Genomic DNA, 25791 nt, shown 5'->3' on the forward strand with positions numbered 1-25791 from the left:
CGCTCATGTCCCTGTCCACGCTCACGACTCGCTCCCCCTCCAGATGTCCGTGAACCGGTCGAGCAGTGCGGCCGCCGCCGTCACGTCGTCCGTGAGCGGCCGGTCGGCCTGGTCCGGGCCGAGCACCGACTCGGCCAGCTCCAGCGCCCGCCCGACCGGCAGCTCCGGATCGGGCCGCAGATCGCGCTGGCGCAGCGCCCGCACGGCGGCGACGAGCTCACAGCCGACGACAAGACGGTAGGCACCGCACGCCCGCAGTGTCTGCCGTGCGGCGAGCGAGGCGAAGCTCGCCTGTTCCTCGACGCCCCGGGAGAGTACAGCGTGGCCGAGCGAGGCGGGCGCGGAGAAGGCTCGCAGATCACCGAGGGCGGCTCCGGCGGCGTACTCCAGGATCATCACGCCGGAGGACGCGGGCTCGTGGTCGGCGAGGAAGGGACGCAGGCGGGTGTAAGCGGGTTCGTTGAGGGTGGAGAGCCTGGACGTGGACAGACGTGCCACCTGCGTCACGGCCAGCCTGAAGTGGTCCAGGGCGAGGGCGAGTTGGGCCTGGTAGAAGCCGCCGTGGTGGTACGCGGCCATGTCCTCGGGGGAGATGAGGGGGTTCTCGGCGGCGGCGTTGATCTCGACGGCGAGGACCGCCTCGAGGGCGTCCGCCGCGTCGTGCGCGGGGCCATGGATCTGCGGGACGCAGCGGAAGCCGTACGGGTCCTGGATCCGCCCGAGCGGCGGGGTGGGCCGGTCCGCCGCCCCGATCAACTCCCTCATGCGCCGCGCCACTTCGGTCGACCCCTTGTGCGGCCGCGCGGCGTGCACGGGGGCCGCGTACGCCTCGTGCGACCCGTCGACGGCCAGCAGTGACAGGGCGGCGACGATCTGCGTGGCCGCGATCAGTCCCCGCAACTCGTGCAGGGCGAGGGCGGCCTGGCCGAGGGTCAGCGCATTGCTGCTGATCAGCGCGAGCGCGTCATTGTTGTCGAGGGACTGGGGCTCGGGAGCGAGGCCATGCGGGGCATCAGCAGCGGGACGCCCACCCTCGGGCGCAAGGGTTCGCAGGGCATCAGCGGCAGGCACCCCCACCCCAGCCACCCCGACCGCGGGCACCTCATCCGCAGGCACGTCAGCCGCAGCCACCCCGACCACGGGCACCCCATCCGCAACCACCCCGTCCGCAGGTCCCCAAGCAACGGTCCCGCGCCCAGAGCCTTCGCCCCCCGGCGCCCACACCCTGCTCTCCGGCCCCCGCCACGGATGCTCCCCCACCAGTGCCAGCCCCAGCTGCGCCAGCGCCGCGATGTCCCCGGTGCCGACCGACCCGAACTCGTTGACGACGGGATACGCACCGTTCTCCAGCGCCTCGCAGAGGGCCGTGACGACGGTGGGCCGCAGGCCCGCGCCGCCCGCGAGGAGCTGGTTGGCGCGCACGGCGAGCATCGCCCGGACCTGGCGGGCGGGGAGCTCCTCGCCGATGGCGCCGGCGTGGCTGCGCAGCAGGCGCAGGCCGTGCTCGGCGGCGGCCTCGGTCGGCACATCCTCGTTCCGGTTGGCGCCGACGCCGGTGGAGCGCCCGTAGACTCGGCCGGTCGCGGCGATCTGCCGGGCCGCGTCCCAGGCCTCCTCGACGCGCTTCATCGCCTCGGTGCCGGGGACCGGCCGCGCGGCCCCGTCGGCGAGCCGCACCACGTCGGCGACGCCGGTGCTGCACCCGTCGAGAACCACGATGCCTGCGGTCACCGCACTCGACGCGTCCACATTCCGAGACGACATAAGGCCCAAACTCCCCTCAATCCGGACATTGGATCTTGCCTGGCGGTCATAAGTAACCGGCGATTAACGCTGGACCGTTGACAACCTATTCAGATACAGAGAACTCTGCATGACGATATACAGACCGGGCAAGGGACACCTCATGATCCAGTTCGATACGGTCCACAAGCGCTTCCCCAATGGCACCACCGCAGTCCACGACCTCTCCCTGGAGATGCCGGAAGGCGGTGTGACCGTCCTCGTCGGATCTTCCGGTTGCGGTAAGACCACCACGCTCAGGATGGTCAACCGGATGGTCGATCCGACCTCCGGCACCATCCGCGTCGGCGGCAAGGACATCCTGGAACAGGACGCCGCAGACCTGCGCCGATCCATCGGCTACGTCATCCAGCAGTCCGGCCTCTTCCCGCACCGCACGGTGCTCGACAACATCGCCACCGTGCCGCTGCTGCTCGGCTGGGGCCGCAAGAAGGCCCGGGCCAGAGCGGCCGAGCTCCTGGAGACCGTCGGTCTCGCCGCCGACGCGGGCAAGCGGTACCCGCACCAGCTCTCCGGCGGCCAGCAGCAGCGCGTCGGCGTGGCCCGCGCGCTCGCCGCCGACCCGCCCGTCCTGCTCATGGACGAGCCCTTCGGCGCGGTCGACCCGGTCGTGCGCACCCAGCTCCAGGACGAGCTGCTCAGGCTCCAGAAGGAGCTGAGCAAGACCATCGTCTTCGTCACGCACGACATCGACGAGGCGGTCCGCCTCGGCGACCAGATCGCCGTCTTCCGCACCGGCGGGCACCTGGTGCAGTGCGCCGAGCCCGCCGAACTGCTGGCCCGCCCCGCGGACGACTTCGTCGCCGACTTCCTGGGCGCCGAGCGCGGCCTGAAGCTCCTCTCGCTGAAGACCCTGGAAGCCGTCCCCCAGGCCCCCGCTCCCGAGGGCGGCGCCTGGACCCTCGTACTCGATGAGGCGCGCAAGCCGCAGAGCTGGCGCTCCAAGGCCGACGACGCCGAACTCCCCGTACGGCCGCTCAAGGACACCGACTCCCTGCTGTCGGCCCTCAACGAGTCGATCGCCTCCCCCACCGGTCTGGTGGCACGTGTAGACGCGAACGGCGCCCTCACCGGCGTGACCTCCCGCGACGAGATCCACGAGCAGGCCGGCCGGGCCCACACCACCGCGAGCGTCGCCATATGACCATCGACTGGTCGTGGATAGGCGACCACACCGACGACCTCACCACCCTCACCGTCTCCCACCTCCAGGCCGCGCTCTCCGCCGTCTTCTTCGGCCTGCTGATCTCCCTCCCGCTGGCCGTGGTCGCGCACCGGATCCGCCCCCTGCGCGGTCTGCTCCTCGGGCTCTCGAACGTCCTGTTCACGATCCCGTCGATCGCGATCTTCGTCCTGCTGCTGCCGGTGTCCGGTCTCACCCGCACCACCACCGTCATCGGCCTGACGATCTACACCCTCGTCGTCCTGCTCCGGAACACGGTCGAGGGCCTCGACTCCGTCCCGGTGAGGACGAAGGAGGCCGCGAAGGCCATGGGCACCCGCCCGCTGCGCACCCTCCTCACCGTCGAACTCCCCCTCGCCCTCCCGGTGATCATGGCGGGCGTCCGGATCGCGACGGTCATGTCGATCTCGCTGGTCTCCGTCGCCACGTACATCGGCGACGGCGGGCTCGGCCAGCTCTTCACGGACGGCTTCCAGCGCAACTTCCCGACGCCGGTGATCGTCGGCGTCGTACTGACCCTGCTGCTGGCCCTGGTCGCGGACGCGCTGCTGGTCGCGATCCAGTACGTACTCACCCCGTGGACGAGGCGGCGAGCCTGACATGTACGAACTGTTCAAGAACCTCGGCAAGTGGCTGGTCGACGGCGACCAGTGGTCCGGCAGCGACGGCATCGCACACCGCCTCGCCGAGCACCTCCAGTACTCCCTGCTCGCCACGCTCGTCGCGGCCGCGATCGCGCTCCCGCTGGGCCTGCTGATCGGCCACACCGGCCGCGGCGCCTTCCTCGCGATCAACCTGGCGTCGTTCGGCCGCGCGCTGCCGACCGTCGGCCTGGTCGTGCTCGTCTTCCTGGCCAGCGGCCTGTCGATGTGGCCGGTGTACATCGCCCTGGTCGCGCTCGCGGTCCCGTCGATCGTGACGAACACGTACGCCGGTATGACCGCCGTCGACCCGGACGTGAAGGACGCCGCGCGCGGCCAGGGCATGCGCTGGCACCAGGTCCTGTTCCAGGTCGAACTGCCTCTCGCGCTCCCGCTGATCATGACGGGCCTGCGGCTCGCGCTGATCCAGGTCGTCGCGACGGCCACGATCGCCGCGTACGTCTCCTTCGGGGGCCTGGGCCGCTACGTCTTCGACGGCCTCGCCCAGCGCGACCTGGTGCAGGTGCTCGGCGGCGCGGTGCTGGTCGCCGTGATCGCCGTCGTCCTGGACCTCGCTCTGTCCGCGCTCCAGCGCATCCTCTTCCGCCACCGCCCCGCCTAGGAGCACCCCAACCATGAACCGTCGTACCCTCCTCGGCGCGCTCGCCGGAGCGGCCGTCTCCCTCCCCGTCCTGTCCGCGTGCAGCAGCGGCGTCACCTCGCTCGACGGCGGCGGGTCCGCCGCGGGCGGCGGTGGCTCCAGCGCGGACGGCATCACCATCGGCACCGCCAACTTCACCGAGAACCAGGTGCTCGGCTACCTCTACGCCGCCACCCTGGAAGCGGCCGGCATCAAGACGACCGTCCGCCCCAACCTCGGCACCCGCGAGATCCTCATCCCCGCCCTCAGGAGCGGCGACATCGACCTGCTGCCCGAGTACCAGGGCGCCCTGCTGCACTACCTCTCCCCGAAGGCGACGGCCACGGAGGAGGGCGAGATGCAGAACGCCCTCGCCGTCGCCCTCCCGGCGGGCCTGCAGATCCTCCCCTACGGCATGGCCGAGGACTCGGACGCCTTCGCGGTCACCCAGGAGACGGCGAAGAAGTACGGGCTGACCTCCCTCGCCGACCTGAAGAAGCAGAACGGCAAGCTGATCATCGGCGCCGCGCCCGAGGTGAAGAAGCGCGAGGTCGGCGTGATCGGCCTGAAGGACGTGTACGGAGTGGAGTTCAAGGAGTTCAAGTCCCTGGATTCCTCCGGCCCGCTGGTCAAGGGCGCCCTGAAGAAGGGCGACGTCGACGTGGCGAACCTCTTCACCACGGACACCGACATCGTGGCCAACGACTGGGTGGTCCTGAGCGACCCCAAGAACCTGATCCCCGGCCAGCACATCGTCCCTCTCATCGCCGACCGCAAGGCCGACTCCGCGGTCCGCAAGGCCCTGGCCAAACTCGGCAACATCCTCACCACCGCCCAGCTCACCGAGCTCAACCGCCAGGTGGACAAGGACAAGAAGGACCCGGAGGACGTGGCGAACGACTACGCCAAGCAGCACGGGCTGGCCAAGTAATGGCGGGGCGGTCTCGACGAATCAACTAGCGGACCCGGGCGGTGCCCGGCGACTGGGCGGATCACACCGCCGTGCGGGTGGGGTTGCTGCCCTGATGGCTCCCGCCGAAGGCGGGGGTGTGGCCCAGCCCCAACACGGGGGCTGTCCCCAGTGTCACGGGGTTTTCGGATCCCTAGCCTGAACCCTATGACTGGTAGGGAACCCCGCGACGACGCCGAACTGAAGAAGGAACTCGACGCCACTCTGCACGCGCGCAGGGAGCTGGGCGACGAGTACGAGTCCGCGCTGGTCGACTCGTTCCTGGAAAAGGTCGAACAGCAGCTCGACGGCGCGGTCGACCGCCGGGTGCGACGACAGCTCGCCGAACAACAGATGGTGGTGGCCCGCGGCGCGCGCTCCCCGCAGGGATCCGACAGCTGGGGCGAGCGCTTCGGATTCGGGATCGTCTCGCTCGTCCTGGCGATCCCCCTCTCCGCGATCGGCGGCGGTGTGGGACACCTGCCCGGCCTGCTGGTCGCCTGGGCCGGCATCGTGGGGGTCAACGTGGTCCAGGCCGCGCGGCTGTCCCCGGACTTCTTCGGCCGCCGCAAGGGCAAGTCCGACTCGGACTGGGAAGAGTAGGGCTGAGCCGGGAAAGAGCAGGCAACGCGGAAGGGCCCGGCACCTGTTGTAGGTGCCGGGCCCTTCCCACGTGTTGCGCGGGGACCGCCGCACCCCCGTTACCGGGGGGCGGGACGACGGCGGTCCCCGCGAGGGACGCGGGCCGGGTCAGGGCCGGGCTTGCGCGTCCATGGCGTCCATGGAGGTCCGGGAGCCGCTCCGGAGGTCCTTGGCGCCGTTTTCGGTGTCGGCCGGGGCGGGGAGCCGCTCCCGCCCTGCCGACACCCACTAATGTGCCGGACCCGTGTTAAGCCGGTGCTGCGCGGACGTGACGCGCTCGTACCACTTCCGCGAAGTTCCCTGCCGAAACAGCCGAAAGATCCACCACGGAAGGGGAACTTCGGGAGATTTCTTCCTGTCTCCGACGTTTACCCGCAGCTGAAGACCTCGGCGCTCCTGGTGTCCGGCGCCCCGCTCCTACTGCTTGGCGCCGCCCTTGGCGAGGAACGACAGCAGGTCCTGACGGCTGACCACCCCGGTGGGCTTGCCCTCCACCAGCACGATCGCCGCGTCGGCACTGCCGAGCACGGACATCAGGTCCCCGACCGGTTCGCCGGAGCCGACCTGCGGCAGCGGATCCGACATGTGCTTCTCCAACGGGTCCTCCAGAGAGGCCCGCTGGGTGAACAGCGCGTCGAGCAGCTCCCGTTCGACCACGGACCCGACGACCTCGGCGGCCATCACGTCCGGGTGACCTGCGCCGGGCTTGACGATCGGCATCTGCGAGACGCCGTACTCGCGCAGCACCTCGATGGCCTGGCCGACGGTTTCGTCCGGGTGCATGTGGACGAGGGACGGCATGGAGCCGGCCACCTTGTCGTTCAGGACGTCAGCGACGCGCGCGCTGGGACCCGTGTCCTCGAGGAACCCGTAGTCGGCCATCCACTCGTCGTTGAAGATCTTGCTGAGGTACCCGCGCCCGCTGTCGGGGAGGAGTACGACCACGACGTCGTCGGGCCCGAGCCGCTCGGCCACCCGCAGCGCCGCGACGACGGCCATCCCGCAGGAGCCGCCGACCAGCAGGCCCTCCTCCTTCGCGAGCCGCCGCGTCATCTGGAAGGAGTCCTTGTCCGAGACCGCGACGATCTCGTCCGCGACGGTCCGGTCGTAGGCCGTCGGCCAGAAGTCCTCGCCGACGCCCTCGACGAGGTACGGCCGCCCGGACCCGCCGGAGTACACGGACCCCTCGGGGTCGGCGCCGATGACCTGGACCTTGCCGTCGCTGGCGTCCTTCAGGTAGCGCCCGGTGCCGGAGATGGTGCCACCGGTGCCGACGCCCGCCACGAAGTGGGTGATCCGCCCCTCCGTCTGCTCCCACAGCTCGGGGCCGGTCGAGTGATAGTGCGAGAGGGGGTTGTTCGGGTTGGAATACTGGTCGGGCTTCCAGGCACCGGGGGTCTCACGCACCAGCCGGTCGGAGACGTTGTAGTACGAGTCCGGGTGCTCGGGATCGACAGCGGTCGGGCAGACGACGACCTCAGCCCCGTACGCCCGCAGCACGTTGATCTTGTCCGTGGAGACCTTGTCCGGGCAGACGAAGATGCACTTGTACCCCTTCTGCTGCGCCACGATGGCAAGCCCCACACCGGTGTTTCCGCTGGTCGGCTCCACAATGGTGCCGCCGGGCTTGAGGGCGCCGCTCTCCTCCGCGGCCTCGATCATGCGCAAGGCGATGCGGTCCTTCACGGACCCGCCGGGGTTGAAGTACTCAACCTTCGCCAGGACGGTCGCCTGGATGCCTGCGGCCACGTTGTTGAGCCTCACCAGCGGGGTGTTGCCGACGAGACTGATCATCGAGTCGTGGAATTGCACCGTTGTCTCCGGAGCTGCGTCTAAAAGGGATGGTCACGTCAGCCTAAGGCCCCGGGTCACCGTTCACTCGACGTTGAGATTGGCCGACCTGCTCCACGGGGCAAGCAAGTGGTTGTACGGCTACGAGGAGGTGGCGGCGACGTATGTCGAGCTTGTCGAGGGCGAGGGTGGCACGGCGGATCGCGGCGGGCGCGGCGTACGGCGGCGGCGGGATCGGGCTGGTCGGCGCCGCCGCGGTCGGTGTCGTGCTGGCCGAGGTACAGCTGGCGAAGCGCCATGTGGGCAACGGGCACAGTAATCCGCCGCGCGCGGACGGGCTGTACGGGTACACGTACAGCGGGCAGGGCGGGCCGCCGCTGCGGCTCACCATGCTCGGTGACTCGACCGCGGCCGGACAGGGCGTGCACCGGGCCCGCCAGACCCCGGGCGCGCTGCTCGCCTCCGGCCTCGCGGCGGTGGCCGAACGCCCGGTGGAACTCTGCAACGTCGCGCTGCCCGGCGCCCAGTCCGACGACCTCGACCGGCAGGTCGCGCTCGCGCTCGCGGACACCTCCCGGGTGCCCGACGTCTGCGTGATCATGATCGGCGCGAACGACGTGACGCACCGCATGCCGCCCACCCGCTCCGTCCGCCACCTCTCCGCGGCGGTACGCCGACTGCGCACCGCCGGTGCGGAGGTCGTCGTCGGCACCTGTCCCGACCTGGGCACGGTCGAGCAGGTCCAGCAGCCGTTGCGGTGGTTGGCCAGGCGGGCGTCACGCCAGCTGGCCGCGGCGCAGACGATCGGTACGGTCGAGCAGGGCGGCCGTACCGTCTCGTTGGGCGACCTGCTGGGCCCCGAGTTCGAGGCGAACCCCCGCGAGCTCTTCGGCCCCGACAACTACCACCCCTCCGCCGAGGGCTACGCCACCGCGGCGATGGCCGTCCTCCCCACGATGTGCGCGGCGCTGGGCCTCTGGCCGGCCGAGGAGGAGCGGCCGGATGTCTCGCGTCGCGAAGGCTTCCTGCCGGTGGCGCGGGCCGCGGCGGAGGCGGCGTCCGAGGCCGGTACGGAGGTCACGGCCGCCATGCCGACGGGTCCGCGGGGTCCCTGGGCCCTCCTCAAGCGCCGCCGGCGCCGGCGCGTCCCGGAAACGGACCCGGCCCCCACGCCGACACCGTCCAGCTGAGGCACGAGGAGGTTTTTTCGCCCCCGCCGCCCCTACCCGTCCCATCCCGTTCCTGGGGGCTCCGCCCCCAGACCCCCGTTCGGCCTGAACGGCCTCGTCCTCAAACGCCGGACGGGCTAAAACACTGCGCCCCGCCACCAAAACCTCCAAGCCCCGGCCGGGATACCCAGCCCGTCCGGCATTCGAGGACGAGCCCTTCGGGCGGGGACGCAGCCCCAAGGCGGGGGGGGCGGGGGCCGGGAGGCGCAGCACCGCGGGCGGGGGCCGGGAGGCGCAGCACCGCGGGCGGGGGCCGGGAGGCGCAGCACCGCGGGCGGGGCCAAGGGGGCGCAGCGCCCCAGGCGTGGGGTTTGGGGGCGGAGCCCCCAGGGCGGGGGGTTTGGGGGCGGAGCCCCCAGGGGCGGGGGCCGGGGGGCGCAGCGCCCCAGGCGGGGGTTTGGGGGCGCAGCGCCCCAGGCGGGGGGGCCGGGGGCGCAGCCCCCGGGGATGGGACGGGTAGGGGCGGCGGGGGCGAGGAAAGCAAGCGCTTAGAAAAGTGCGGCCGGAGTCACACGACCAGAGCGGTGACCTGGACGGTACGTGCGGGTAACTTCCCAAGCAGCCGTGCCCGTCCATCCCGTAACGCCAATGGAGCCGTGATGCCCGAAGCCGTGATCGTCTCAGCCGCCCGCTCCCCGATCGGCCGCGCCTTCAAGGGCTCCCTGAAGGACGTACGCCCCGACGACCTGACCGCCACGATCATCCAGACCGCCCTCGCCAAGGTCCCCGAGCTGGACCCCAAGGACATCGACGACCTCATGCTCGGCTGCGGCCTTCCCGGCGGCGAGCAGGGCAACAACCTCGGCCGCATCGTCGCGGTGCAGATGGGCATGGACCACCTCCCGGGCTGCACCATCACCCGTTACTGTTCCTCGTCCCTCCAGACCACCCGCATGGCCCTGCACGCCATCAAGGCCGGCGAGGGCGACGTCTTCATCTCGGCCGGCGTCGAGCTGGTCTCCCGCTTCACCAAGGGCAACTCCGACAGCCTCCCGGACACCCGCAACCCCTTCTTCGCCGAGGCCGAGGCCCGCACCGCGGCCGTCGCCGAGCAGGAGGGCACCACCTGGCACGACCCGCGCGAGGACGGCCTCGTCCCGGACGCGTACATCGCGATGGGCCAGACCGCCGAAAACCTGGCCCGGATCAAGGGCGTCACCCGCCAGGACATGGACGAGTTCGCCGTCCGCTCGCAGAACCTCGCCGAGGAAGCCATCAAGAACGGCTTCTGGGAGCGCGAGATCACCCCGATCACGACCCCCGACGGCACGGTCGTCAGCAAGGACGACGGCCCGCGCGCCGGAGTCACCCTCGAAGGCGTCCAGGGCCTGAAGCCCGTCTTCCGCCCGGACGGCCTCGTCACGGCGGGCAACTGCTGCCCCCTCAACGACGGCGCCGCCGCCCTCGTGATCATGTCCGACACAAAGGCCCGCGAGCTCGGCCTGACCCCGCTCGCGCGGGTCGTCTCGACCGGCGTCACGGGCCTCTCGCCCGAGATCATGGGCCTCGGCCCGGTGGAGGCCAGCAAGCAGGCCCTGCGACGCGCCGGCCTGACCGTCGACGACATCGACCTGTTCGAGATCAACGAGGCGTTCGCCGCCCAGGTGATCCCCTCCTACCGCGACCTGAACATCCCGCTGGAGAAGCTGAACGTGAACGGCGGCGCGATCGCCGTCGGCCACCCCTTCGGCATGACCGGCGCCCGCATCACCGGCACGCTCATCAATTCCCTCCAGTTCCACGACAAGCAGTTCGGTCTGGAGACGATGTGCGTCGGCGGCGGCCAAGGCATGGCGATGGTCATCGAGCGCCTCAGCTGACCCCATATCAGCGATCCCGTTCGCGTCACCACCGCTGAACCCAGTGTGAGCAGATCGGCCCAGCGTCCCGTAACCACCGGGACCCTGGGCCGATTTGTGATCCAATCCCCCCCAAGATGTGACCTATCTCCCCTTGGAGAGGGATTTACGCAGGTCAGAGCCATTACGCAGCTAAACCCCGGGCCCAAGGTCCTATCCCTTTCGTGACGTTACGCACTGACAGCCGCGTGGTCCGCCCTTCAAGCTGAGATAGGAAGTCGGGGGTCGACTTTGAACACGGGAGTACGTCAGTGAGCGCCATGCCAATTGCTTTGCTGCTCACCACCGCCGCGACCGCGGCCGTGGGCGTCGCCGTTCTGCGCACCCTGCGGGGTCTGCGTCGGCAGGTCGCGGCCCTGCACACGGATCTCGCCTCGAGCCGCGCCAGTGCCGCACGCAGCCTCGTGCCGGCCGCGCGCTCGGCCGCGGACGCGGACGAGATACGGGCCGCTGTCGCCGAGGCGCTCGCCGACGAGCGGGAGCGGGAGCTCGCCGAGGCACGGGCGTTCTGGGCCGCCCAGGAGGCGCGTGACGCCTCGGACGCGCCCTCGCTGCTAGGCGGCCTGCCCGACAGCGAGCTGTTCCTGCCCCGGCAGTCGGACTTCCCGGGCCTGGAGTACCTGGAGCCGGTGAGCGAGCCGGGCGTGGAGGCCGAGGAGTTCGCCGGGGACTCGCCCGAACTGGCAGCGGCCCGCCGCCGACACCCCTCGCACCCGGACTTCGTACCGGTCCAGTCACCCGCCGTGAACGACTATGAGCGCACGGTGGCCTGCCTGGAGGAACTCGCCGAGTCCCGCACGGAGCTGGCGGACGTCCGCCCCGGCCCCCTCGGCACCCTCGACGTCTACGTCTTCGCCGACGGTACGACGCTGTGCATGACCCCGGGCCACCGCGAGACCGCCGAGCGACTGGCCGCGGCCCTGCGCGCGGGCGAGTCTCCGGTCCTGCTGGGCGGCTCCGGCGTGTCGGGCGCGTACGCGCTGACGTTCGCGTGCGGCGAGGAGAACATTTACATCCTGGCGGACCGCGTCATAGCGTCGCTGTAGAAACCACGTCGCGGCAGGAAGCAGCGCACCACGTACAGAGCGCCGGAGTCGATCACCGGATCAGACCCCGGCGCGTTTCTGTGCCTCCGCCACAAGAGCGACCGCCTCCGCCAACTCGTGCTCGTCTTTCAGTACGAGCGCCAAATCATGCGCGGCGACGGTGATTTGGTCGGCGGCGGCGAACATCCCCGCGTCGGGCATCACGCGGGGCTCCCCGGAAGGGTCCTCCACACGCTGGGCACGCAGTGCCAACTCCCTGGCCAGGCCCAGCGCCTCGGCGGCAGCGCTCCGTTGCAGCCGGCTCTGCGGCGCGGCCCGCAACCGGTCGGCGAAGTGATCCACGGCTCGGGTCAGCGGCGTCGTATCAAGCACGCCGCGAGACTACGCGCCGTGGCGGGACTGTTGCCAACAACCCAACCCTCAGGCACCGTGGCGTGAAGGACCGGCTTACATCCCCATTGCGTCCGGAGGCGCCGATGTCCCAAGTCTTCTCCGCGGAGACCCATCGCAATCTGCTCGCTCGCATCCCCCACTGCACCGGTCGTGAGATCTCCGACTGGCTGCGCACCGTCGACGAAGGCCCCGCTCTCTTCCGCTTCGAGGAGAAGGTCAGCTGGCTCCGCGCCGAGCACGACCTCGCGTACGGCCACGCCAAGGCGATCATCCACGAGTACGACTTGAGGAGGGCCGCGCGCAAACTGCTCTGAGCGCGCACCACCGAGACGACCAGGTATCCGAACGACAAGCGTCCGAACGACAAAGGGCCCGCGAACCACTGAGTTCGCGGGCCCTTCACGTCACCTACCGGCCCGTTTAGTCGTCGCCGCTGAAGATGGCGACCAGGCGCAGCATCTCGACGTAGATCCACACGAGGGTCATGGTCAGGGCGAACGCCGCCAGCCAGGCCTCCTCGCGCGGGGCGCCGTACGCGATGCCGTCCTCGATCTGCTTGAAGTCGAGGGTCAGGAAGAACGCGCCGAGGATGATCGCGATGATGCCGACGATCGCGCCCAGCGGGCCCATGCTGCGCAGTCCGCCGTCCTCGGCGACACCGAAGGCGACGAGCAGCAGGTTGACCGCCATGACCACGACGAAGGCGATGGCGATGGCCATGCCGATGCGCGCGTACCGCGCGGTCACACGGATCCAGCCTGCCTTGTAGATCAGCAGGGTGGCGCCGGAGACCGCCATGGTGCCGAGGACCGCCTGGAAGGGCGCGCCGCTCCACCGGCTGTTGAACATCTCGCTGATGACCCCGAGGAAGACACCCTCGAAGGCGGCGTAGGCGAGGATCAGCGCGGGCGAGGCCGTGCGCTTGAAGGACTGCACCATCGCCAGGACGAAGGCGACGAGCGCGGCGCCGATCGCCAGGCCGTAGCTGGTGGACGAAACCGGCAGCAGCGCCCAGGCGAGAATGGCGCCGACGACGACCGTGCCGAGCGTCATGGCCGAGCGCATGACGACGTCGTCCATCGTCATCCGGCCGGTGGTGACCGGGGCCTGCGGCGGGGCGGCGCCGTACTGCTGGTCCTGCTGGGCGTACGGGTTCTGCGCGTAGGCGTTGCCACCCTGCTGCGCATACGGGTTGGCCTGCGTGCCGACAGCGGGTCCCCCGGCCTGCGGCGCCGCGTTGAATCCCGCGTAGCCGTTGTCGCGGCTGAAGCCCCGTCGCGAGAAGACCGGGTTGCTGCTCCTCATTTCACTCCTCCATGGCCACCCTGCGTGGCCTTGGCTCAAGAGTAATTGGTAGGCAAAAGAATGACCCTAGTGCTTGGGGAGGATCTTTCCCTTGTGATGCCCACGGTACGCGGGGGGCGCATGCCCGGCGAGGCTTGGTACCAAGCCGTGACAGCACCCTTAGGCCGCGCTTAGGCCGGTCTGAGCCGGTCTGCGCCGGTGTCCGTCGGTCTCAGCCGGTGTCCGTCGGTCTCAGTCGGTCTCAGTCGAGGGGAAATCCGGTGTAACCCTCCGCGAGGTCCGTCTCGGCTGCCCGCGAGGTGGCGATCCGACGCAGGCGCGCCAGCTGGACGCGGTCGTCGAAGGGGGTCGCGTCGGGGGCGCGGTGCAGCAGGGTCGTCATGTCGTACGAGAACCGCTCGGCCTGCCAGACGCGGCGCAGACAGGTCTCGGAGTAGCCGTCGAGGCGTTCCGCCGATCCGGTCTCCTTCAGATGGACCAGCGCACGGGCGAAGGTGACCACGTCCCCGACGGCCAGGTTGAGCCCCTTGGCGCCGGTCGGCGGGACGATGTGGGCGGCGTCCCCGGCGAGGAAGAGCCGACCGTGCCGCATCGGCTCGTGGACGTGGCTCCGCATGGGGGTGACGGACTTGGCGGTGATGGGCCCCCGCCTCAGCCGCCAGTCGTCGTCGGTCTCGAAGCGCCGCTCCAGCTCGTCCCAGATGTCGTCGTCCGCCCACGCCTCGGCGTCCGTACCCTCGGGCACCTGGAGGTAGAGCCGGGACACGGCGGGCGACCGCATGCTGAGCAGGGCGAAGCCGCGGTCGTGGCGGGCGTAGACCAGCTCGTCGTGGGAGGGCGGCACATCGGCGAGGATCCCGAGCCAGCCGAAGGGGTACGTCCGTTCGAAGGTGCGGGAGAGCGCGGCGGGCACCGCCTTCCGGGCCACCCCCCAGAACCCGTCGCAGCCGACGACGTACTCGCACTCGAGCACGTCCTCGCGCCCCTCGTACCGGAACCGGACCCGCGGCCGTTCGCTCTCGGCCCCCTCCACCTCCAGCGCCTCGGTCTCGAAGAGCAGCGGCCCGCCCTTCTTGAGCTGGAGAGCGATGAGGTCCTTGCAGACCTCCGTCTGGGCGTACACCATCACGGAGCGCCCGCCGGTGAGGGCCGGGAAGTCGACGCGGTGCCGCTGCCGCTCGAACCGCAGCTCGATCCCGTCGTGCCGCAGCCCTACCCGGTCCATCCGCTCCCCGGCCCCGGCGGCCCGCAGGACGTCCACGGTCCCCTGCTCCAGGATTCCGGCACGCTGCCGCTGCTCCACGTACGCCCGGTCACGGCTCTCCAGTACGACGGAGTCGATCCCCGCGTTGCGCAGCAGCCGCGCGAGCAGCAGCCCGGCCGACCCGGCCCCGATGATCCCGACGGTGGTACGCATCCGGCACGCCCCTTCGCGTTCCTCATGCATGTTCGCTTGCATGTTCGTTCGTTTGGTGAAGTTCATCCGAAAGTTCGTCTAGTGAAATTTCCTTCACCATTTGCTGCCGGAAGTCTCCGACCGCACGCGCTCGCTGTCAACGGTTCCGCCGGCTCTTCGGCACCGAGCAGCCACTCAAAGGCCGAGGACGACGACGGCCCGCGGTGGGCTCCCCCTTCAACGGGGGAGCCCACCGCGGGCCGCGTCCGGGCCCGTCAGGGCGTCAGAGCTGTCCGCCGATCTCGCACGCCTGGCACGGCGGCCGACCGCAGGTGCACTGCATGATCGCTTCGAGGACGTCGCGGTCGTGGTACAGGCATTCGTCCTTGCAGGTGTGGCGCGGAATGAATCCCGCCGGGATCTCGCCGGGCCACGGCTCGTGACCGTCCCGGCAGCGCACGAATCGCTCGGGGTCACTGGAGTGCAGTTCGTGCATGCTGGAGCGCGCCTCGTCCTCCAGCTCCCGCACCCGCTGCACCAGGGCCTTGAGCTCGGTGGCGAGTCCGACGTACCGGTCGGCGCCGGTCCTCACATGCGCGGCCCGCAGTGCCATCGCTGCGTTGCCGAGAAATCTTCCGGCATCCTGAAGGTCGGTCACGTGATGCATCTGAATGCCGTTCACGCCCCGTACCCATACGGCGTCCATGCTGCTCACTGATCCACCTTCCCGGCGTACGTTCGCCTTGTTTTTCTTGCGAAACAGTATGCGCGGCGCCGGTGCCTTCGCATAATGGAAAATCAAACTATTTAACGACGCTAAAGCTCCCGATCGCGCCCGTCCAGCGAAATTGGGCGTGAGTCGGCTCACAAGCGGGCATTGGGCCCGCGGCAGGCAAAAGTAGATCTTCCGCGGAATCCGCTGCTGATTTTTTGTCCGCGGTTGTTATTCGTTGTCACGCGACCGTGCAGGAACGCACTGTCACGCGACCGTGCAGAAACGCACTGTCACGCGACCGTGCAGAAACGCGCTGTCAGGCGACCGTGTAGGAACGCGCCCCCGTCCCGGCGAGACCGCCGCCGTCGACGATCAGGTACTCCGGGCGAATGGGACGCCCGTCGAACCAGCACTCCAGGATCTCCCGGGTCCCGGCGGCATAGCGCGCCTGCGCCGAGAGGGTCGAACCGGACACGTGCGGTGTCATCGCCTCGTACGGCATCGTGCGCCAGGGATGGTCGGGCGGTGGCGGCTGCGGATACCAGACGTCACCGGCGTAGCCGGCCAGTTGGCCGCTGTTCAGGGCCCGCACCACGGCGTCGCGGTCGACGATCAGCGCACGTGCCGTGTTGACGATGTACGAACCGCGCCTCATGGCCCCGATCAGGTCGTCGTCGAAGAGGTTCTGCGTCTGCGGATGCAGGGGGGTGTGGATCGACAGCACGTCGACCGCGGGGGCCAGCGACCGGACGTCGGGATGCCAGGTCAGGTCCAGCTCCTCCTCGACCTCTCGGGGCAGCCGGTGCACATCGCAGTAGTGCAGCGTGACGTCGAACGGCTTGAGGCGGCGCAGCACCGCCTGGCCGATACGGCCGGAGCCGAGGACGCCGACGCCCATCCCTTCGAGGTCGTAGGCGCGCGAGACGCTGTCGGCGATGTTCCAGCCCTGCCGGGTGGTCACCCACTGGTGGGCGGGCAGGTAGTTGTGCACCAGGGTGAGGATCTGCATGACGGTGTGCTCGGACACGCTGATGCTGTTGCTGTAGGTCACCTCCGCCACGGTCATGCCGTGGCCGATCGCGCTCGGCAGGTCGACGTGGTCCGACCCGATCCCCGCGGTGATCGCCAGCTTGAGCCGCGGAGCGCCGGTGATCCGGTCGGGGGTCAGATAGGCGGGCCAGAAGGGCTGCGAGATCACCACGTCGGCGTCGGGCAGCTCACGATCCAGCGTGGAGTCCGCGCCTTCCTTGTCGGATGTGACGACAAACGTGTGTCCCCGCTCCTCCAGGAAGCGGCGCAGTCCCAGTTCTCCCGAGACACAGCCGAGAAGCTGCCCCGGGGTGAAATCGATGGCTTGCGGGGTCGGCGCGGTCTGACCGCCCGGGTAGCCGGTGATAGTGGGAATCTCGTCGCGGGCGTAATCGGGTGGATAACCGCCCACGGGATCCGGATAGAGCACCGCAAGGATCTTTGCCATGGCCGTCCTCCATCGGTGGGGCCACTGGTCCGGAAAACCGGTCGGGCACCTGAACCGATCGGCACCGATGATCTTGAATTTTAGTCGAGTGGGAGCAGGCGCTGCAATCCCCTTCGACAGCGCGGCAATCCCCGCGGGTGTCGACAGCGGCAGTCCTCGGGGGGCGGTCGCGCCGGCGGGCTTCTGGGCGGGGTCGGCCCGTTACGAACCGGGGCCGGCCTTTCCCACACCGGCGGGGACGTTTCCGCCGACGAGGTTCGCCGTCCATGTGCCGGGGGCGTTCCTGCCGGCGGAACACAGCGGCCCGGCCGTCCGGGACTTGACACGCGTATGCGCGAGTCGTCTCCTTGAAAGTGAGGAAGAAGAATTGTGGCGTGCGCCTACGAGAGTGCCGCGCCTCCCTCTCGGGTTGGCCAGCCTCCCACCGGCATCCGGAGTGGTGATGGCAACCTATGAATACCGATGCAGCCGTTGTGGGCCTTTCGACGTGAAGTTGGCGATCGGGACCGCGCCCGCCGCTTATGGCTGCCCTGTTTGCGCGGGCACCGCGAAACGCGTGTACTCCTCGCCCGGCCTCGCACTGACTTCGCACACGGTCACCGCCCTCCATGAGCGGGAGGAGCAGTCCCGTGATGCCCCGGCAGTGGTTTCCGAAGTACCGCCGGGCAGAAGGGTGCCGCGGCGCCCGCACCCCGCGCTCTCGCGGTTGCCCCGGCCCTGAGGGCGGTGGTCGACCAGGCGGAACGTCTCAGGCGGGTTTCGAAATTTCCGTCCCCCACGCGGACTGAGGAGGTGCGTCCCCGTGGGCAATGTGGGACTGCTCTTTGTTGGTGCGGTGCTCTTCATCAACGGCATGCTGCTTCTCGGGAAGGTCGACGCCAAGTCTGGAGCGGTGTTCAACCTTTTCATCGGCGCACTGCAGGTACTGACGCCGACTTACCTCATCTTCACCGCCGACGGTGACCCCAACAAGATCCTGGCGGCGTCCGGAATCTATCTGTTCGGCTTCACTTACCTCTACGTAGGTATCGGCCTGCTCGCCGGTCTCGACAGCACCGGCGTCGGCTACTACTCACTGTTCGTGGCAGTCGCGGCCCTGGGATACGCGTACGTCAATTTCCGGCTCTTCAAGGACCAGCCCTTCGGGGTCATCTGGCTCTACTGGGCATTCCTGTGGTTCCTGTTCTTCCTCTTGCTCGGCCTCAAGATGGACGGCCTGAGGACCTATACGGGCTGGGTAACGGCGATCCAGGGCTGGGTCACCGGAGTGATTCCCGCCGGGCTGCTGCTCTCCGGCTACTGGAAACACCCCACCGAGATCGCCATCGCCCTGGCGGTGTTCGGCGTCGTGGTGTTCGCAGGGCTGTGGCCGCGCACCAGGTCTCGGCAGCCGGCCCGGGCGGCCCGGGGGGCACCGCCGGCCGGAAGCGTGCACGCACCAACGTGACCTGATCGGAAATGAGGAGCTGTTATGCCCGAAGTCGTATTCAAGATCGACCAGACCAAGTCGATGCGTGATCAGGACGTACCCGGACACAACAGGTGGCACCCGGACGTCCCCACCGTCGCCATGATGAAGCCGGGAGCGGAGTTCCGCATGGAGTGCCGCGACTGGACCGACTGCCAGATCGGCAACAACGACTCCGCCAATGACGTACGCGACATCGATCTGACCATCCCTCATATGCTCAGCGGTCCGATAGGCGTGGAGGGCGCCGAACCCGGCGACCTGCTCGTCGTCGACATCCTCGACCTCGGCCCCGTGCCGCAGCAGACCGGCGATGCGGCAGGCCAGAGTTGGGGCTACACCGGCATCTTCGCCAAGGCCAACGGCGGCGGCTTCCTGACCGACTACTTCCCGGACGCCTACAAGGCGGTATGGGACTTCCACGGTCAGCGGGCCGTCTCCCGTCACCTGCCCGGGATCAGCTTCACCGGAATCACCCACCCCGGGCTGTTCGGAACAGCACCGTCGGCCGAGATGCTCGCCCGCTGGAACACCCGCGAGAAGGCGCTGATCGACACCGACCCGGACCGGGTCCCGCCACTCGCCGTACCGCCGGACAGCAACAACGCACTCGCCGGCACGGCCACCGGAGACCTCGCCACCCGCATCTGCGCGGAAGGCGCACGCACCGTGCCGGCCCGCGAGAACGGAGGCAATCACGACATCAAGAACTTCACGCGAGGTTCGCGGGTCTTCTACCCCGTACACGTCAAGGACGCCAAGCTTTCCGGAGGCGACCTGCACTTCAGCCAGGGCGACGGAGAGATCACGTTCTGTGGCGCCATCGAGATGGGCGGCTTCATCGACTTCCATGTCGACCTGATCAAGGGCGGCATGGAGACGTACGGCATCTCCACCAACCCCGTGTTCGTTCCGGGCAACGTCGAGCCGCGGTACACGGAGTTCCTCACCTTCATCGGGATCTCCGTCGACCACGACACGGACACGAACTACTATCTCGACGCGACGCTGGCCTACCGCCGGGCCTGCCTCAACGCCGTCGAGTACTTCAAGAAGTTCGGCTACAGCGGAGAGCAGGCCTACCTGCTCATCGGCTCCGCACCCATCGAGGGACGCATCAGCGGCATCGTCGACATCCCCAATGCCTGCTGCTCGCTGTACGTACCCAGCGCCATATTCGATTTCGATGTCCGGCCCTCCGCCGACGGCCCGATGAAGGCCGAACGCGGCAAGTGCGCGGTGAGCACCGCCTGACCGGACCGGACCGGACGACCACGGCCCCGCAGCCGGAAGGACTGCGGGGCCGTACGGCGCGTGAGTTCGCCCCCGTGCCGGTGGCGAGGGCCTGGGTGGCGCCCTTGTCGGCGTCGGCCTTCAGGTCCTCCACCGCGATACGGAGCTCCGTAGAACAGCGGGCCACGTCCGGGTCACTCCCGAAGGTGGCCCGCGCCCCGCGTTGCAGGTGCGGGAGGTGCCCGGAACCGGACTTGAACCGGACCCAGGTTTTCGGTGTGCGACCGTCTGACCTGCGATAACGCGTCTACCCCGGAAGTCGTCTCTAAACGATCCACCGAACTAGCCCGTTCCAACCCGGATCAGCCCGACCTAACCCGCAGTTCGATCCGGCCGTCCGCGACGGACTGTCCGGCCCAGCCGGGCCGGGGGTAGTGGCGCAGAACGCCGTCTCGGTCGAAGAGGAGCTGTGCCGAGCCCGCCGCGGCCATCAGGTCGGCCTGGCCGGTCGACCAGCCGAGCGCGCGGACCTGCTGCCGCTGCCACGCCCGCTCACGGGCTCCCTCGAGGAACCTGCTCGCAACCGAGCCGGCCGGGGGCGGCTCCGGGGCGGCCGGGACGGCTACGCCTGCAGAGCGGGCGCGGGCTCCTCGGCCACCGGGGCGGGCTCCGGGGTGGGCGGGTTCTCCCGGACCCGGGAGCCGTAGTTGGCGACGCCGGTCATCGGGCGGGTGCCGCTCGGGTAGCGGACCGTGACGCGGACCGCGTACGGGCCTTCGTCCGCCAGGCGCTCGATCTCGTCGGCGTGGGCGGCGATCGTCTCCTCCGCGTGCCGGGTGAGGGCGAGAACGAAGGACCACCGTCAGCTTCGAGGACATGCACGCCGCCCTGCGCCGGGAGGTCCTCGACCATCGAATCACCAACGTCATCACAGCGCACAGCCCCCACCCACAAATGCTCACGGCCGTACGGGACTTGTTCCACCTCACCGCATAACCGCGAAAGAATCAGATCCTGATGAAAAATCAAATATGATCCGATGCACGTTCGGAGAGCGCCGACAGGACGACTGACAGCAAGGCCGCCCTTTGGTTATGTGATGGGCGACATAGATGTTTTGAATACCGCTGGTAGATCTTGAGGCTTGGGGCATGTAAAAATTCGGTTAGCCCCTGGGCCGCTTGAGGGCAGGGCAGTACAAAGCAAAGGAATGAAATGCGTTTCCTGACTAAGCGTCGAATCGGAGCAGTGGCTGGGGCCGTTGCGGGTCTCGCCGCACTTGGCACCCTGGCCGCCACTCCGGCGAGCGCAACCGTGTGGTCCAAGAACATGATGGCGCACACGAGCGGGAGTGGCGTCTGCCTCAAGGTGTCGGGGTCCACCGGCACCGTGGAGAGGCAGCTCGGATATGACTGGACAAACATGTACTGGTCGGTCAAGGCCGGAGAGACCCTCCGGGTCGAGCAGGGCGGTCGCAATCCGTGGGGGGGATGCGAGTACAGCGGCCAGCTGGTCAAGTACGTGACTGTGCCGACCGACGACCTGACGAACTACTGGTACTGGGTAAACTAATCAGGCCGTGTTTTGAACTGAGCTCCTGACCCACGCCCCTTGCCATGATGATCTCGGTGTGGGGCGTGGGATCTTTCGGATGATCAGTGGTCGGTGCTGGAGCAGGGCTGATGCGTTCTCAGTTGGCAAAATGAGCCGGTCGCCAACTGTGCGCTTTTCAGTCGAGTTGCACGGTTCGACAACGAGAGACGCGACCCTTGACTGCTGTCGGTGCCGTTGCAGCGGATGTTCCGAGTTATGTCCGGCCCCTTTCTCGGGAGTTTCAGGGAAACATTCGGCCAACATTCGAGAACATCACGTCGACGCGAGAACATTCGGCTCCGTAGCGTCGAAGCATCAAAGCCCGTGGCGGAGGTGCAGAGATGGCGTTGGAGACAACAACGAGAGATCCGGTTCAGCTCACCGACCCGCTATACGAACATCCGGAGGCCACGCCGGGTTGCGACGTGTGTGCGGCACTCGTCATGCAGTGGAAGGCCGCGACGGACACACAGCGCCCGGAGTACGACCTGTCCCAGGCCTCAGACCGCGTCGTTGAGTTGAAGCGCCATCAGGACGCACCTGGACGAAAAGGCGCGGCGATGACGGGCGCTCTCCGCAGCTATGCGGATCCGGAATTGGGCACGCGCGCCATGGTGGACGATCTCCCCGCCCGTCGGTAGGTCGAATGCGCGTCGTGCATCGACTGGCAGGACATCGAGCACACGACTGAGCCGTAGGCGTGGACGGAGGCTCACACGCGCCGCAAGCCGTCGCACGACCGATACCGCGTAGTGCGCCAGACCGGATGGCGGCGTCTCCCGAAGATTGCCGCAGAGGTTGAACCTCCCCACAAGCCCGCGCGTCGCTGAGCCGTGCCAGCGGCCTGCGGTGGGGCGGCGGTGCACGGTGAGTCGAGTGAGGTCGGCCTCTGCCGTGCCCGCGGCAGGAGGAAGCTCATGTCCTCGTCGTCGCCGTCGTCGTCCACGCCGTCATCGTCGGTGCGGGGCAGCCGGACGAGTTCGCACGGGTTCCGGGCTCGCAGCGGCGGCTCCTCCTGCATCGCCTCACGCAGGATCGAGGACAGCAGGCCGTGAAGGTTCTTGAGCGTCTTCGGGGACATCTCCTTGTGCACCGAGCCGCGCCAGACTTTCGTCTTCGCCATCTGGTTCACCCAGGCCGTACCGTCGCCTTCGAGAAATGCTCCGTGCTGCGGACGTCGCAATTCCCGAACGTCGGCAGGAGATACGTCCGCAACTCCTTCTCGATCGCGTCGCGGTAGTAGTCCTCGACGCCCGTCCGGTTCTTGATCGACTCCAGCGCGTACGTCTCGAAGACGTACCGCGCATCGTCGCCAGCCGCCGGGTCGATGTACCCCTTGCCCTTCACCCACCCAGGAGGCCACTGCTGCTTGTTGTCGTCCACGGCCTTCTTGAAGACTTCGGCCGACGGCTCGTCATCGAACCGCTCCGACTGGAACGGGCCCGTGCGGGCGCCCCAAGACGCCACTTCACCTGGTAGCTCGTGACCTCGCCGGACGCGTTCTTTCGCTCTGCGATGTACGCCATGACGAGATGCTAGGCAAACCGTGCGCCCACGGTGCGCCCAACAGTGCAGAGAGTGACAGCGGAAACCGGACGTTTCCGCTGGTCACGTGTCGTGCGTGGTGCAGTGCCCGGAACCGGACTTGAACCGTTGCAGGTCAGGGCGCTGACCTGCGGCTTCCCTGTCCCGCCAGTTCAGCGCCCTGAAGTCATCCCGGCTCGCCCCGTCTCGGGCCGCCTCAACCCGCCTCAGACGGCCCGTGCGCCAGTGAACTGGCACACCTGGCGCACGGCTTGGCGTACCTTCGGTAACAGCTTGGAAGCGACCTCACCCGAAACGCTCAGGCTTCCGCGTCCGGCAACACGCGGGCCACCAGGGCGTCGAGGCGCTCTTCCAGCACGTGCCGGGCGTCCGGCGCGATCGTGGCCAGCGCCACCATGGACGTCACGATGACGTCCGCCAACTCTTTCTGTACGTCCGACCACGTGTGGGAGCGGCCCTTCCTCGGGTTGGCTCCCATGGCCCCGTGCATGGCCTCGGCGACCTCACCGTACTCCTCGCCGATCTTCAGCACGCGCAGCAGCCGCACATCGGCCGGCCTCGCCTGCTCTGCCTCGTCGTCCAGCCACTTTCGCAGGCGGTCAACCTGCTCCCAGGTGCGGTCTCCCATGGGGTCCTCCTTGCTCGATTGTCAGAACAGTGCGGGCGCCAGCTCGGCGGCCCGGTCGGGGGCGGTCACGGTGAGCGGCACCGCCGGGCGTACGGCCAGCGACACCGACAGGGCCGAGTGGTCCGTCAGCCGGTCCTGGCCGGTCCGTACGTCGTGCACGTACGCGCACGCGCGCAGCGCGGTCGCCAGGGCCTTGGAGGCGTGCGCGTGGTCGTAGCGGTAACCGTCGCCGGTACGGCCGACCCATGAGTACTCTGCCGCCTGCGGGTTCAGCGCCCGGAAGCGTCCCGGTACCCGGCGGCCCCGAGCCACTCGTAGAAGGCGTATTCGAACGGCTGGAAGAACCGGTAGCGCGGGGTGTGGGTGGGCTCCAGGATGTTGAAGTCTCCGAGCGCCAGGCGCAGCGCGTCGCCGGCTTGCGGAATGCCCGTGCGGCACTGGTCGAGGAACGTCCGCTTCCTGGTCGTCTTCGCCGCGGTGGCGTCCCGTGACGGCACGTACAGGCCGATGACGTCGAGCGGCCCCTCGTCGGTGTCGACGGTGACAGAGACGCAGCGGTGCGGCAGGTAGTCGACGGAGGCGGGGCCGGGCCGGGTGGCGAGCCGGGAGACGACCATGACGCCGCGCTCCCCCCGACCGGGGCCCCTCGGGGATGAGGGCCGCGGCGTGGCTGTGCCGCAGGTCGTGGACCGTCGGGCGCTTCTGTTTCGGCATCAGGCCGGCCGTCACCGCCCGCTGCCACCGGTCGCAGTGCGTGGAGTAGTGCAGCCTCCGACCGTGATCGCCCGTGAAGAACAGGCGGTCAGGGTTCTCCGTGTCCTCCCCGCCGAGCTCGTTGACGGCCTCCACGACGGCCTGCGAGACGCGGATGGTGCGCCGGGACCTCCGCGCCTTCGGCATGCCGACGTAGTAGCCGCCCTCACCGCCCCTCTTCCACGCCCGCTTCACGCGGACTTTCGGGCGGTCCGTGCCCCAGCCGACGAGGCACTCCGGCGCGAGCGCGCTGATCTCCCCCCACCGCATGCCGGTCCCGTACTTGATCGTCGCGAGCAGCTGGTCGGAACGGCGCTCCATGAGCCCGATGACACCCTCAACCTCGTCCGGGGTGAGGAACTCCATGTCCTCGGCGCCGTCGTCGTCGGCGCGGGGCAAGCGGGTCAGCTCGCAGGGGTTGCGCGACCGTAGCGGTGGCTCCGCCTTGACCGCGCGCTCCAGGACGGCCGACAGGAGGCCGTGGAGGTTCCGGATGGTCTTCGGCGACATCTTCCGCCACTTCACGGCGCCGTTCTTCGGCATCTGGCCCTTGTGGACCAACGCCTTCTCCGGGACGCGCACCCAGGCCTGGACGGTGTCGCTGTTGAAGTGCTCGGTGCTGCGCACGTCACACTCACCGAGCATGGGGAAGATCCAGCGGTCCAGGTCACGGACGCAGTCGCGCCGGTATTGCTCCTCAATGCCGGCCTTGTTCTCCACGTACGCGAGGGCGTACTTGCGCAAGCGGAAGCGGAGCTCCTCCAGGTCGCCGGCCGCCAGGTCGATGAGACCCTTGCCTTTCACCTAGCCGGGCGGCCACTGCTGCGCGTTGTCGTTGACGGCGTCGCAGAAGACTCCGGCCGACGTCTCGTCATCGAAGGTCTCGGTCTGCCACGGAGCCGAACGGCCGCCGCCCAGACGCCACTTCGCTGGCCAGCCGGTGACCTCTCCAGCCTTACTCTTCCGAGCGTGCGCTGATGCCATGACGGCACGTTAGAGCCGTGTGTTCCCGTCGTGTTCCCCCACCACGAACGGAGTCGGCGACAACAAGCTGTTCTCGCTGGTCACACCACGTGACCACGGTGGTGCCCGGAACCGGACTTGAACCGGTACGCCCGCGAGGGGCAGCGAGGTTTAAGCTCGCCGTGTCTGCATTCCACCATCCGGGCAGACCATGGACTCCGCATCGAGGTTCCGAGCCTATCGGGGCGCATCCCCCGAACTGCGGGCGGGCGGCCCGAGGTTGTCTTATTTTATTGATGTCTGAGGGTGCATCAGCACCCGGTACGGGCCATCCGCACTTGCCAATAGCCTTTCGGGTGGCGCGGGCCCGCGTATACGGAATGACGGAATTTCACCGTCCGAACGCATGCCTGGCGTGGCCGACGGGAGGACTCCGCGACGTCGCACCCGGACACCGCTCAGGGAGCGCCCTCATCCCCAGGTATGACACGGCCGCCCGCAGTGCGACCCAAGGCTGTCCCCGGAACCGGAACAGCGGC

At 68.9% G+C, this 25791-nt stretch carries 27 protein-coding genes and 1 tRNA gene; 14 read left to right on the forward strand and 14 right to left on the reverse strand.

Annotation, left to right across the window (positions count from 1 at the left end):
- Positions 1-21: 21 nt before the first annotated feature.
- Positions 22-1764, reverse strand: a complete 1743-nt coding sequence (locus ACX28W_RS13570) for an aromatic amino acid ammonia-lyase (RefSeq protein ID WP_458999161.1) — start codon at positions 1762-1764, stop codon at positions 22-24.
- Between the two features lie 142 nt (positions 1765-1906).
- Here ACX28W_RS13570 and ACX28W_RS13575 point away from each other — a divergent pair, with 142 nt between their 5' ends.
- The 5 genes from ACX28W_RS13575 to ACX28W_RS13595 all read left to right on the forward strand — a co-directional run bounded on the left by ACX28W_RS13575 (position 1907) and on the right by ACX28W_RS13595 (position 5819).
- Entirely contained in the window at positions 1907-2947 is a 1041-nt protein-coding gene (locus ACX28W_RS13575; RefSeq protein WP_458999162.1) for an ABC transporter ATP-binding protein, read from the forward strand.
- Positions 2944-3585, forward strand: a complete 642-nt coding sequence (locus tag ACX28W_RS13580) for an ABC transporter permease (RefSeq protein ID WP_362075279.1) — start codon at positions 2944-2946, stop codon at positions 3583-3585. The genes ACX28W_RS13575 and ACX28W_RS13580 overlap by 4 nt, the downstream gene beginning before the upstream one ends.
- A 1-nt stretch (position 3586) precedes the next feature.
- A complete protein-coding gene (locus tag ACX28W_RS13585; RefSeq protein WP_458999163.1) occupies positions 3587-4249 on the forward strand; it encodes an ABC transporter permease in 663 nt (220 codons plus the stop codon).
- Between the two features lie 13 nt (positions 4250-4262).
- Positions 4263-5198: an ABC transporter substrate-binding protein gene (locus ACX28W_RS13590; protein WP_458999164.1), complete on the forward strand. Its 936-nt coding sequence runs from the start codon at positions 4263-4265 to the stop codon at positions 5196-5198.
- A 186-nt stretch (positions 5199-5384) separates the two neighbouring features.
- On the forward strand, positions 5385-5819 hold the full coding sequence (locus tag ACX28W_RS13595; protein ID WP_458999166.1) for a hypothetical protein: 435 nt from the start codon (positions 5385-5387) through the stop codon (positions 5817-5819).
- Positions 5820-6275: 456 nt separating this feature from the next.
- Here the strand turns inward: ACX28W_RS13595 and ACX28W_RS13600 are convergent, their stop codons facing one another.
- Positions 6276-7670, reverse strand: coding sequence for a cystathionine beta-synthase (locus tag ACX28W_RS13600; protein WP_458999167.1), 1395 nt, complete (start codon positions 7668-7670; stop codon positions 6276-6278).
- 143 nt (positions 7671-7813) lie between these two features.
- Between ACX28W_RS13600 and ACX28W_RS13605 the strand changes: the two genes are divergently transcribed.
- The 3 genes from ACX28W_RS13605 (at position 7814) to ACX28W_RS13615 (ending at position 11783) form a co-directional block, all read left to right on the forward strand.
- The gene (locus tag ACX28W_RS13605) at positions 7814-8839 is read left to right on the forward strand and encodes an SGNH/GDSL hydrolase family protein (protein WP_458999168.1); all 1026 of its coding nucleotides are present in this window, start codon (positions 7814-7816) and stop codon (positions 8837-8839) included.
- A 638-nt stretch (positions 8840-9477) separates the two neighbouring features.
- The gene (locus ACX28W_RS13610; RefSeq protein ID WP_458999169.1) at positions 9478-10698 is read left to right on the forward strand and encodes an acetyl-CoA C-acetyltransferase; all 1221 of its coding nucleotides are present in this window, start codon (positions 9478-9480) and stop codon (positions 10696-10698) included.
- Between the two features lie 299 nt (positions 10699-10997).
- A complete protein-coding gene (locus ACX28W_RS13615; RefSeq protein WP_458999171.1) occupies positions 10998-11783 on the forward strand; it encodes a hypothetical protein in 786 nt (261 codons plus the stop codon).
- Positions 11784-11843: 60 nt separating this feature from the next.
- Here the strand turns inward: ACX28W_RS13615 and ACX28W_RS13620 are convergent, their stop codons facing one another.
- The gene (locus ACX28W_RS13620) at positions 11844-12155 is read right to left on the reverse strand and encodes a hypothetical protein (protein WP_458999172.1); all 312 of its coding nucleotides are present in this window, start codon (positions 12153-12155) and stop codon (positions 11844-11846) included.
- Between the two features lie 104 nt (positions 12156-12259).
- On the opposite strand from ACX28W_RS13620, the gene ACX28W_RS13625 reads away from it, so the two are divergent.
- The gene (locus tag ACX28W_RS13625) at positions 12260-12490 is read left to right on the forward strand and encodes a DUF4287 domain-containing protein (RefSeq protein WP_217452571.1); all 231 of its coding nucleotides are present in this window, start codon (positions 12260-12262) and stop codon (positions 12488-12490) included.
- Between the two features lie 106 nt (positions 12491-12596).
- Here the strand turns inward: ACX28W_RS13625 and ACX28W_RS13630 are convergent, their stop codons facing one another.
- From ACX28W_RS13630 to ACX28W_RS13645, 4 genes are all read right to left on the reverse strand, one after another.
- Positions 12597-13481 (reverse strand): Bax inhibitor-1/YccA family protein, encoded by an 885-nt coding sequence (locus tag ACX28W_RS13630; protein WP_458999173.1) that lies wholly within the window; start codon positions 13479-13481, stop codon positions 12597-12599.
- A gap of 241 nt (positions 13482-13722) precedes the next feature.
- Positions 13723-14898: a 4-hydroxybenzoate 3-monooxygenase gene (locus tag ACX28W_RS13635; RefSeq protein WP_458999174.1), complete on the reverse strand. Its 1176-nt coding sequence runs from the start codon at positions 14896-14898 to the stop codon at positions 13723-13725.
- A gap of 262 nt (positions 14899-15160) precedes the next feature.
- On the reverse strand, positions 15161-15583 hold the full coding sequence (locus ACX28W_RS13640) for a hypothetical protein (RefSeq protein WP_362085790.1): 423 nt from the start codon (positions 15581-15583) through the stop codon (positions 15161-15163).
- Between the two features lie 325 nt (positions 15584-15908).
- Positions 15909-17069: an NAD-dependent formate dehydrogenase gene (locus tag ACX28W_RS13645; RefSeq protein ID WP_458999175.1), complete on the reverse strand. Its 1161-nt coding sequence runs from the start codon at positions 17067-17069 to the stop codon at positions 15909-15911.
- A gap of 442 nt (positions 17070-17511) precedes the next feature.
- Between ACX28W_RS13645 and ACX28W_RS13650 the strand changes: the two genes are divergently transcribed.
- The 3 genes from ACX28W_RS13650 to fmdA all read left to right on the forward strand — a co-directional run bounded on the left by ACX28W_RS13650 (position 17512) and on the right by fmdA (position 19791).
- Positions 17512-17790: an FmdB family zinc ribbon protein gene (locus ACX28W_RS13650; protein ID WP_458999176.1), complete on the forward strand. Its 279-nt coding sequence runs from the start codon at positions 17512-17514 to the stop codon at positions 17788-17790.
- An 81-nt stretch (positions 17791-17871) separates the two neighbouring features.
- Entirely contained in the window at positions 17872-18516 is a 645-nt protein-coding gene (locus ACX28W_RS13655; RefSeq protein ID WP_458999177.1) for an AmiS/UreI family transporter, read from the forward strand.
- Between the two features lie 24 nt (positions 18517-18540).
- Positions 18541-19791, forward strand: coding sequence for a formamidase (gene fmdA / locus ACX28W_RS13660; protein WP_458999178.1), 1251 nt, complete (start codon positions 18541-18543; stop codon positions 19789-19791).
- A 341-nt stretch (positions 19792-20132) separates the two neighbouring features.
- On the opposite strand, the gene ACX28W_RS13665 is transcribed toward fmdA, so the two are convergent.
- Positions 20133-20261, reverse strand: a complete 129-nt coding sequence (locus ACX28W_RS13665) for a hypothetical protein (RefSeq protein ID WP_458999179.1) — start codon at positions 20259-20261, stop codon at positions 20133-20135.
- Positions 20262-21018: 757 nt separating this feature from the next.
- On the opposite strand from ACX28W_RS13665, the gene ACX28W_RS13670 reads away from it, so the two are divergent.
- Complete coding sequence (locus ACX28W_RS13670; protein WP_458999180.1) at positions 21019-21342, forward strand: hypothetical protein; 324 nt, start codon at positions 21019-21021, stop codon at positions 21340-21342.
- A 362-nt stretch (positions 21343-21704) separates the two neighbouring features.
- Positions 21705-22004: a hypothetical protein gene (locus tag ACX28W_RS13675; protein ID WP_458999181.1), complete on the forward strand. Its 300-nt coding sequence runs from the start codon at positions 21705-21707 to the stop codon at positions 22002-22004.
- 71 nt (positions 22005-22075) lie between these two features.
- Here ACX28W_RS13675 and ACX28W_RS13680 read toward each other — a convergent pair whose 3' ends face one another.
- The 6 genes from ACX28W_RS13680 to ACX28W_RS13705 all read right to left on the reverse strand — a co-directional run bounded on the left by ACX28W_RS13680 (position 22076) and on the right by ACX28W_RS13705 (position 25458).
- Positions 22076-22486, reverse strand: coding sequence for a hypothetical protein (locus tag ACX28W_RS13680; protein ID WP_458999182.1), 411 nt, complete (start codon positions 22484-22486; stop codon positions 22076-22078).
- A 5-nt stretch (positions 22487-22491) separates the two neighbouring features.
- The gene (locus ACX28W_RS13685) at positions 22492-22830 is read right to left on the reverse strand and encodes a hypothetical protein (RefSeq protein ID WP_458999183.1); all 339 of its coding nucleotides are present in this window, start codon (positions 22828-22830) and stop codon (positions 22492-22494) included.
- 376 nt (positions 22831-23206) lie between these two features.
- Positions 23207-23536, reverse strand: a complete 330-nt coding sequence (locus ACX28W_RS13690) for a MazG-like family protein (protein WP_458999184.1) — start codon at positions 23534-23536, stop codon at positions 23207-23209.
- A 21-nt stretch (positions 23537-23557) separates the two neighbouring features.
- Positions 23558-25093: a tyrosine-type recombinase/integrase gene (locus ACX28W_RS13695; protein ID WP_458999185.1), complete on the reverse strand. Its 1536-nt coding sequence runs from the start codon at positions 25091-25093 to the stop codon at positions 23558-23560.
- Positions 25094-25273, reverse strand: a complete 180-nt coding sequence (locus ACX28W_RS13700) for a hypothetical protein (protein ID WP_458999186.1) — start codon at positions 25271-25273, stop codon at positions 25094-25096.
- 99 nt (positions 25274-25372) lie between these two features.
- Positions 25373-25458 (reverse strand) — tRNA-Leu (locus ACX28W_RS13705).
- Between the last annotated feature and the right edge of the window lie 333 nt (positions 25459-25791).

The organism is Streptomyces sp. SD15 (genome assembly GCF_054462255.1).

Bases quoted from the DNA above. Each gene is read 5' to 3' on its own strand.
- ACX28W_RS13675 (WP_458999181.1), top strand. From the start codon at position 21,705: ATGGCGTTGGAGACAACAACGAGAGATCCGGTTCAGCTCACCGACCCG.
- ACX28W_RS13625 (WP_217452571.1), top strand. From the start codon at position 12,260: ATGTCCCAAGTCTTCTCCGCGGAGACCCATCGCAATCTGCTCGCTCGC.
- ACX28W_RS13640 (WP_362085790.1), bottom strand. From the start codon at position 15,583: ATGGACGCCGTATGGGTACGGGGCGTGAACGGCATTCAGATGCATCAC.
- ACX28W_RS13570 (WP_458999161.1), bottom strand. From the start codon at position 1,764: ATGTCGTCTCGGAATGTGGACGCGTCGAGTGCGGTGACCGCAGGCATC.
- ACX28W_RS13630 (WP_458999173.1), bottom strand. From the start codon at position 13,481: ATGAGGAGCAGCAACCCGGTCTTCTCGCGACGGGGCTTCAGCCGCGAC.
- ACX28W_RS13575 (WP_458999162.1), top strand. From the start codon at position 1,907: ATGATCCAGTTCGATACGGTCCACAAGCGCTTCCCCAATGGCACCACC.
- ACX28W_RS13680 (WP_458999182.1), bottom strand. From the start codon at position 22,486: ATGGCGAAGACGAAAGTCTGGCGCGGCTCGGTGCACAAGGAGATGTCC.
- ACX28W_RS13690 (WP_458999184.1), bottom strand. From the start codon at position 23,536: ATGGGAGACCGCACCTGGGAGCAGGTTGACCGCCTGCGAAAGTGGCTG.
- ACX28W_RS13595 (WP_458999166.1), top strand. From the start codon at position 5,385: ATGACTGGTAGGGAACCCCGCGACGACGCCGAACTGAAGAAGGAACTC.
- ACX28W_RS13580 (WP_362075279.1), top strand. From the start codon at position 2,944: ATGACCATCGACTGGTCGTGGATAGGCGACCACACCGACGACCTCACC.
- ACX28W_RS13610 (WP_458999169.1), top strand. From the start codon at position 9,478: ATGCCCGAAGCCGTGATCGTCTCAGCCGCCCGCTCCCCGATCGGCCGC.
- ACX28W_RS13645 (WP_458999175.1), bottom strand. From the start codon at position 17,069: ATGGCAAAGATCCTTGCGGTGCTCTATCCGGATCCCGTGGGCGGTTAT.
- ACX28W_RS13700 (WP_458999186.1), bottom strand. From the start codon at position 25,273: ATGGCATCAGCGCACGCTCGGAAGAGTAAGGCTGGAGAGGTCACCGGC.
- fmdA (WP_458999178.1), top strand. From the start codon at position 18,541: ATGCCCGAAGTCGTATTCAAGATCGACCAGACCAAGTCGATGCGTGAT.
- ACX28W_RS13615 (WP_458999171.1), top strand. From the start codon at position 10,998: ATGCCAATTGCTTTGCTGCTCACCACCGCCGCGACCGCGGCCGTGGGC.
- ACX28W_RS13585 (WP_458999163.1), top strand. From the start codon at position 3,587: ATGTACGAACTGTTCAAGAACCTCGGCAAGTGGCTGGTCGACGGCGAC.
- ACX28W_RS13665 (WP_458999179.1), bottom strand. From the start codon at position 20,261: ATGGCCGCGGCGGGCTCGGCACAGCTCCTCTTCGACCGAGACGGCGTT.
- ACX28W_RS13650 (WP_458999176.1), top strand. From the start codon at position 17,512: ATGGCAACCTATGAATACCGATGCAGCCGTTGTGGGCCTTTCGACGTG.
- ACX28W_RS13605 (WP_458999168.1), top strand. From the start codon at position 7,814: ATGTCGAGCTTGTCGAGGGCGAGGGTGGCACGGCGGATCGCGGCGGGC.
- ACX28W_RS13590 (WP_458999164.1), top strand. From the start codon at position 4,263: ATGAACCGTCGTACCCTCCTCGGCGCGCTCGCCGGAGCGGCCGTCTCC.
- ACX28W_RS13635 (WP_458999174.1), bottom strand. From the start codon at position 14,898: ATGCGTACCACCGTCGGGATCATCGGGGCCGGGTCGGCCGGGCTGCTG.